Source organism: Sphingomonas sp. AC449 (assembly GCF_979253475.1).
Genome location: NZ_CEEDCZ010000039.1, coordinates 1 through 315, shown reverse-complemented (window position 1 = coordinate 315; position 315 = coordinate 1). Strand labels below are relative to the sequence as shown.

1 protein-coding gene is annotated in these 315 nt (G+C 65.4%); it reads left to right on the top strand.

Features of this window, described 5'->3' with window-relative positions:
* On the top strand, window positions 1-210 hold a 210-nt coding region (locus tag AC0CH3_RS17765), incomplete at its 5' end, for an HK97 family phage prohead protease (RefSeq protein ID WP_465238121.1).
* Window positions 211-315 lie beyond the last annotated feature (105 nt).

The window sequence follows — 315 nt, the reverse complement described above, 5'->3', positions numbered from 1 at the left end:
GTCGAGGATCCCGAGCTTGCGGGGCTGGTGCGGTCTGGGGCGGTTGCTGGGTTGTCGGTCGGGTATCGGGCGGTGCGGGTCGTGCAGGGGGCTCGGCGGGTGCTGCTGAGGGTGGAGCTGGTCGAGGTGAGTCTGGTGGGGGTGCCTATGCAGGGTTTGGCTCGGGTGGAGGTGGTGGGGCTTCGTGCTGACGCGCTTCGGTCATCGTGACTCATTCCCGTCATCCTGACCTATTCCCGTCATCCTGACGAAAGTCAGGATCCAGAGCCGTAGGGGACGGCGCTCGGGGCTCTGGATCCTGACTTTCGTCAGGAT